At 62.1% G+C, this 6121-nt stretch carries 6 protein-coding genes and 2 pseudogenes; 2 read left to right on the forward strand and 6 right to left on the reverse strand.

Annotation, left to right across the window (positions count from 1 at the left end):
* Positions 1–184 precede the first annotated feature (184 nt).
* The gene (locus EJC47_RS20475) at positions 185–415 is read left to right on the forward strand and encodes a hypothetical protein (protein ID WP_126849552.1); all 231 of its coding nucleotides are present in this window, start codon (positions 185–187) and stop codon (positions 413–415) included.
* A 223-nt stretch (positions 416–638) separates the two neighbouring features.
* Here EJC47_RS20475 and EJC47_RS20480 read toward each other — a convergent pair whose 3' ends face one another.
* Positions 639–953 (reverse strand): hypothetical protein, encoded by a 315-nt coding sequence (locus EJC47_RS20480; protein WP_185867748.1) that lies wholly within the window; start codon positions 951–953, stop codon positions 639–641.
* A 204-nt stretch (positions 954–1157) separates the two neighbouring features.
* On the opposite strand from EJC47_RS20480, the pseudogene EJC47_RS20485 reads away from it, so the two are divergent.
* A pseudogene (locus EJC47_RS20485) lies at positions 1158–1909 on the forward strand (Tn3 family transposase); the annotation flags it as partial.
* Between the two features lie 185 nt (positions 1910–2094).
* Here EJC47_RS20485 and rfbA read toward each other — a convergent pair.
* The 5 genes and pseudogenes from rfbA to EJC47_RS21490 all read right to left on the reverse strand — a co-directional run.
* Positions 2095–2964, reverse strand: coding sequence for a glucose-1-phosphate thymidylyltransferase RfbA (gene rfbA / locus EJC47_RS20490; RefSeq protein ID WP_126849554.1), 870 nt, complete (start codon positions 2962–2964; stop codon positions 2095–2097).
* Positions 2961–3851 carry a dTDP-4-dehydrorhamnose reductase gene (gene rfbD, locus EJC47_RS20495; protein WP_126849555.1) on the reverse strand — a complete coding sequence of 297 codons (891 nt, stop codon included), beginning with the start codon at positions 3849–3851 and terminating at the stop codon, positions 2961–2963. Before rfbD ends, rfbA begins: the two co-directional genes overlap by 4 nt.
* A 25-nt stretch (positions 3852–3876) precedes the next feature.
* Positions 3877–4929 (reverse strand): dTDP-glucose 4,6-dehydratase, encoded by a 1053-nt coding sequence (rfbB, locus tag EJC47_RS20500; protein ID WP_126849556.1) that lies wholly within the window; start codon positions 4927–4929, stop codon positions 3877–3879.
* Positions 4930–4943: 14 nt separating this feature from the next.
* Complete coding sequence (gene rfbC / locus EJC47_RS20505) at positions 4944–5510, reverse strand: dTDP-4-dehydrorhamnose 3,5-epimerase (RefSeq protein ID WP_126849557.1); 567 nt, start codon at positions 5508–5510, stop codon at positions 4944–4946.
* A 164-nt stretch (positions 5511–5674) separates the two neighbouring features.
* Positions 5675–5812 (reverse strand): annotated as a pseudogene (locus EJC47_RS21490) (integrase core domain-containing protein); the annotation flags it as partial.
* Positions 5813–6121 lie beyond the last annotated feature (309 nt).

Below are 6121 nucleotides of genomic sequence, written 5' to 3' on the forward strand. Positions count from 1 at the left end.
CCAGGCAATCCATACCGCTTTGCTCTAAGGGGCGGCCTGTAACATTTTTGCTGCACTGCCAAAAAACATGCCGAATTTATGTTTTTTTGTTTGTTTGAGACGGCGGCTGTGCTAGCCGCACAGCCGAGTACTGCAGTGAATGCCTCTCACGAGGTTCATCATTAAGTAAGACAGGGAGTTACCAATGAATCTCGCTAAGATCGCAGCCTCGCTTGCCGCAGTGTCGCTGGTTGCTATGCCAGTTGTGGCATCGGCCCAGAAGCCGGCCGCTTCGCTCTCGCTGAGCAAGTCGGTCCGCGTTGGCAAGGCATCGTCGAAGAAGAACGGCATCGCACAGGTTGGCATCATCATCGGCGTTCTCGCCGTTGCCGGTGCAGCTGGCGGCATCGCTGCTGCAACCAGCGGCAGCAACTGATCTCTCCCAACCTTCGGGTTTTGGGTAAGGAAACGGCGGCGTAACAGCCGCCGTTTTTTTATCTGTTGAGGGCATTCAGAAGAAAAGTTCGATTCTTCAAAATACGCCCGCAATTATAGATGTCAGGGACGCATGAAAGGATGGCGTTGCCCACTTTAAGAGAGGGGGACGACGCGTTTCTTTCAGAGCGCTGTGAAAAGCGCGAATTTAGCCCTGATTGTACTTACTCGCCCGATTGCTGCTGGATGGGTTGAATCCGTGGCGCGGCGCGGGATTGATCGTCCAGAGGCTTTTGATAGGCGGCGGTCGGGTTGCTGGCGATGTCGGGCCGATACCGTTCGATTCGTAAGCTCAACCGACTGTCGACCCGGCTAATGACTCGGTTATTGATACGGTTCACATTGAGATTGGCGGGCTGACCCTTAGCTGTCAGGCGAGCGCCATAGGTGGTCGCTGCTTCGCGAACCGAACGAGTCTGCGCCTGCACGGCGGTGCTGATCGTCAGCGTAAGGGCGGCCATCGCGATAAGTGTCTTCATACAAATCCTTGCCCACGCGCTTCTTGGTCTAATCCGCCGGGCCACGTCATAATGCTGGAATTCCCCACCGGGATCAATGCGGCGTTTGGTCAGTACCATGTAAACAATGCGCGTCTCCGCGATCGACATGCCTGTCCGAAACCGATGTATTACGGATGGGGGGTAGGCGGCCATCCATAATATTGGTTTACGCGATTTAGGACACAGATGGTGGGTGCGCTGTTCCGCCGTGCAGACCGCACCCGGTCCGACCGGCTGCTCGGCCAGGCACGGATGCTGAAGGACACGGCCCGCTTCCACGCCCGGCTCGGCCGCCTGTTGGTGCGCGCGCAACCGGGCGCGACGCCTTCCGGGTGATCGAGGACCGGCTGGGCTGGGACCATCTCGAACTCAGCATCCGCTTCGCAGAGGATCTCACGCGCTCGGCCGACGACGGTCTGGAGGAAGTGGTCGAACGCTATCCCGCCGTCCGGAGGTTCGCGCCGACCTTCCTCTCCGCCTTCGCTTTCCGCACGGCGCGGTCGGGCGATCCGCTGCTCGGCGCCGTTGAGGCGCTACGAACGATGTACCGCGATGGGCGGTCGGTCCTGCCGAAGCGGGTGCCGACGAGCTTCGTCAAGCCGCACTGGCGCAAGGTCATGCAGCCGGTCGAAGGACCTATTGACCGGCGCGCTTACGAGATCGCGGTGATCGTCCACCTGCGCGAGCGGCTGGGCTCGGGCAACATCTGGGTGGACGGCAGCCGCGCCTATCGAACGCTCGACGATTACCTGCTGCCTGTGCCCGCCTTCGAGGCCATGCGTGCCAGCGGCGATCTGCACTTAGCCGTGCCGTCCGGTTTTTCCGAATGGTATGAGGAGCGTCGCACGCTCCTAACCCGGCGCATGACCGAGGTGGAGCGCGTAGCCGCGACCGACGAGCTGGTTGACGTGACGATCGAGCGCGGGCAGCTGGTTGCGGGTTTGCCCGCCGCAGCGCTTGGCCGATCTGATTGAGCGACGCGCGATCAGCGACGTTTTTTGCGCACTGCCCTCGGCCACGCGCCAGCGCCGCAACGAAATCCTAGAAGGTTTGCGGGGTTTACCCTTCGGCATCCAAACATTGCCGGGTTGGGCGCGACCGACCATAACCGGTCGTGCGTTTACAACCCCTCAACCGCCTTCAAGATTGCTCGCCCATAGGCAGTCTTCTTGAACCGCTCGCCTGCCGCTCGCGCCTGCTCGGAGCTGATGAAACCCATCTCGAACGCAATTTCCTCCAGGCACGCAATCTGGATGCCCTGGCGGTGTTGAAGCGTGCGGACGAACTCGCCCGCCTCGAGCAGGCTGTCGTGCGTGCCGGTGTCAAGCCAGGCATAGCCGCGCCCCATCTGTTCGACGAACAGGTCGCCCGCTTCCATATAGATGCGGTTGAGATCGGTGATCTCGAGTTCGCCACGCGCTGAAGGCTTCAGATTGCGGGCGAACTCGACGACGCGGTTGTCGTAGAAATAGAGGCCGGTGACCGCATGGTTAGACTTGGGCTGCGCGGGCTTTTCCTCCAGGCTGATCGCCTTGCCGCCCTCGCCGAACTCGACGACGCCATAGCGTTCGGGGTCCTCGACACGATAGCTGAAGACCGTCGCCCCGGTTGGCCGCGCGACCGCGCTCGCCAGCAGGTCGGTCAGGTACGCGCCAAAAAAGATGTTATCGCCCAGCACCAGCGCCACGTTATCATCGCCGATAAAGTCCGCGCCGATCGTGAAGGCCTGTGCCAGGCCATCGGGGCTGGGTTGCTCGGCATATTGGATGTCGAGGCCGAAGGTCGAACCGTCCTCGAACAGCCGCTGGTAATTGCCGAGATATTCGGGGCTGGAGATGATTAGGATTTCGCGGATCCCCGCCAGCATCAGCACGCTCAGCGGATAATAGATCATCGGCTTGTCGTAGATCGGCAGCAGTTGCTTGTTGACCGCGAGCGTCGCCGGGTGAAGCCGCGTGCCCGATCCGCCGGCGAGGATGATGCCCTTCATTTGGGTGCTCCGATGAGTTCGTCGAGAATTTCGCTCAGGGCGTCCTGCCATGCGCGTGGTTCGATGCCATAGGCAGTGCGGATCGCGTCATGGCTAAGTAGCGAGTTGGCAGGGCGCTGTGCCGGTGTCGGGTAATCGGTGGTGGCGATCGGCTTGACGCCGGCGACCGCGCCACCGCGTGCGCTGCTCTGGGCGAAGATCTCGCGCGCAAAGCCCGCCCAGCTGACCGCGCCGGCGTTGCTGAAGTGGAAGATGCCGGTCGGTGCAGCGTCATCCTCGATCAGGCGGACCGTGATCGTCAGCAACGCGGCGGCGAGGTCGGCGGCGCTGGTCGGGCTGCCGTGCTGGTCGTCGACCACGCCCAGCTCGTCGCGGGTCGCGCCGACGCGCAGCATCGACTTGACGAAATTATTGCCATGCGCCGACACGACCCAAGCCGTGCGCACGATCGCATGCCGCGCGCGCGAGGTGCGGACGGCCAGCTCGCCCCCCAGTTTCGACGCGCCATAAACGCCGAGCGGAGCGATGGGATCGTTCACCTCCCATGCACCGTCCTTGTCGCCTGCGAAGACATAATCGGTCGACACCTGCACGATCGGGATGCCGGCTACGGCGCAGGCCCGTGCAAAGGCGGCCGGTGCCATCGTGTTGACCGCCCAGGCCGTGACCTGGTCGCTTTCGGCCTTGTCGACTGCGGTATAGGCCGCCCCGTTGATGACCGCCGCCCACGGCCGCTCGGCGAGCTTGGCCGCGATCGCCGCCGTGTCGGTGAGGTCGAGCGCCGCGCGGTCGAGCGCATGGATCGCATAGCCTGCAGGCAGCGCGGCACGACGAAGTTCGGTGCCGAGCTGACCGCTTGCACCGGTGACGAGAATCTCACGAGTCATGGTGTTTTCCGACATGTCGATAGATCTACGCCGCGACACCGCGACGCTCGGCCGCCTTTGCTACGACCAGTGGCCGCCACCAATCCTCGTTGGCAAGATACCATTCGACGGTCTTGCGGATGCCGGTCTCGAACGTCTCGGCGGGCGTCCAGCCCAGCTCGTCGCCGATGCGGCTTGCGTCGATCGCATAGCGCTTGTCATGGCCGGGGCGGTCGGCGACTTCGGTCATCTGCTGCGCATAGGGCCTGCCGTCGGCACGCGGACGCAGCTCGTCGAGAATCGTGCAGAGCGTCCTCACCACCTCGATATTCTGCCGCTCGTTATGCCCGCCGACATTGTAGGTGCGGCCCGGCTCGCCACGCTCGAACACCGCCTGCAGCGCGCGGACATGATCCTCGACATAGAGCCAGTCGCGGACCTGATCGCCCCTGCCGTAGATCGGCAACGGCTCGCCATCCAGTGCTTTGGCGATCATCAGCGGGATCAGCTTTTCGGGGAAGTGATACGGCCCGTAATTGTTCGAGCAGTTGGTGATCAGCACCGGGAGGCCGAAGGTATGGCCCCACGCGCTGACCAGATGGTCGCTGCCCGCCTTCGACGCCGAATAAGGCGAACGCGGATCGTAGGGCGTATCTTCGGTGAACAGGCCGGTGTCGCCGAGCGAGCCGTACACTTCGTCGGTCGAGATATGGTGGAAACGGAACGCCGCCTTGGCGTCCGCGTCTAGCCCCAGCCAATAGGCGCGCGCCTCGGCCAGCATCGTATAGGTGCCGACAACGTTAGTCTGGATGAACGCGCCGGGCCCGTCGATCGAACGGTCGACATGGCTTTCCGCCGCGAGGTGCGTGACGATCTCCGGCTTGAACTCGGCGATCGCGGAGCGGACGGCGTCGGCATCGCAGATATCGCCCCGGACGAAGCGATAGCGGTTGCTGTCTGCCACCCGCTCGACGGTCGAGAGCGTGCCGGCATAGGTCAGCTTGTCGAAGTTCAGGACCTCATGGGTCGTGTTCTCGATTAGGTGGCGGACCAGCGCCGAGCCGATAAAGCCGGCCCCGCCGGTGACGAAGATGCGCATGGGGATGTGGTCCTTTAGGCGAGCGGAGCGAGGGGCGTGCCGTCATAGTCGAACGGGCTGTCGAAGTCGGCGAGTATGGGTTGAATCTGGTCCTTAGCCGACAATTTGGGTATCACGCATTTCGGGATCGACCAGTCGATGCCGATGCTGTCCCAGCGAACTCCGCCATCTTGGTCAGGAGCATAGGTATCGGAGCACTTGTATGTCACTTCGCAATTAGGCTCGAGTGTCATGAAGCCGTGCGCGAAGCCGATCGGAATGAACAGCTGATGCCCGTTCTCGGCGGAGAGTTCCGCTCCGACCCACTGGCCATAGGTAGGCGAACCCTTGCGTACATCGACCGCTACGTCGAAAATCCGTCCACGAATGCAGCGCACAAGCTTGTCCTGGCCGCGCGGTGGCATCTGGAAATGTAGGCCACGCAGGGTGAAGGCGGACGCAGACAGCGAATGGTTGTCTTGGACGAAGGTGCAGTCGATGCCGAGCGCGGCGAAGGCAGGGACCGAATAGACTTCGGTGAACCAGCCACGTGCATCGCCATGGCGCTTCGGGCGGATCAGCTGGACGGGCGAAGATATCATGGGTGCTCCCGATAGCGGCATTTGGCATGGACAATCAATCCAGTGTAAAATGATGGAGAGGGCAGAACGTCTGTTTCCGCCAAACAGCGCTAATGCCAACCTGCGCGGGCTCTGATTCACGGGGGCTTCCCAAGGCGATGAAAATCTGAATCTGTTGTTGCTCCCTAAATGCCTGACGGAGCCTCGCGGGTTTGTTGGATATACTCGCGCGGGGAGCGGTAGCCCAGCGCCTTGTGCGGGTGGACCTCGTTGTAATAGTGTAGCCAGGCAGGGAGCTGGTTGATGATGGTCCGGGCATCGGGCCTGTGAATCGGCCTGCAATATTGACCCCGTTCGGGGCTGATCGGCTTCCCAAATTGCCCCCTGAACGAATGCGGTTCACGCCTCGCGCTTTGCGGCGGAGGCGCGTGGGAGATGCTGGTCGTGGAGACAGTGGCGCGCATACGGCGGGAGTTTTTTTCGTCAAGGGCAAGTCGATCAAGGAGATCGCCTTGCTATCGTGATCGAACGATCCTGCGTGCGTACCGGCGCCAGGGTCAGATATTACAACACGATTGACTTGGTGAACCGGCTCGAGGCAGAGACGCGCGCCGGGCGGATCGCTGAGCATC

It is taken from the genome of Sphingomonas sp. TF3, assembly GCF_003985085.1.
GTDB lineage: Bacteria > Pseudomonadota > Alphaproteobacteria > Sphingomonadales > Sphingomonadaceae > Sphingomonas.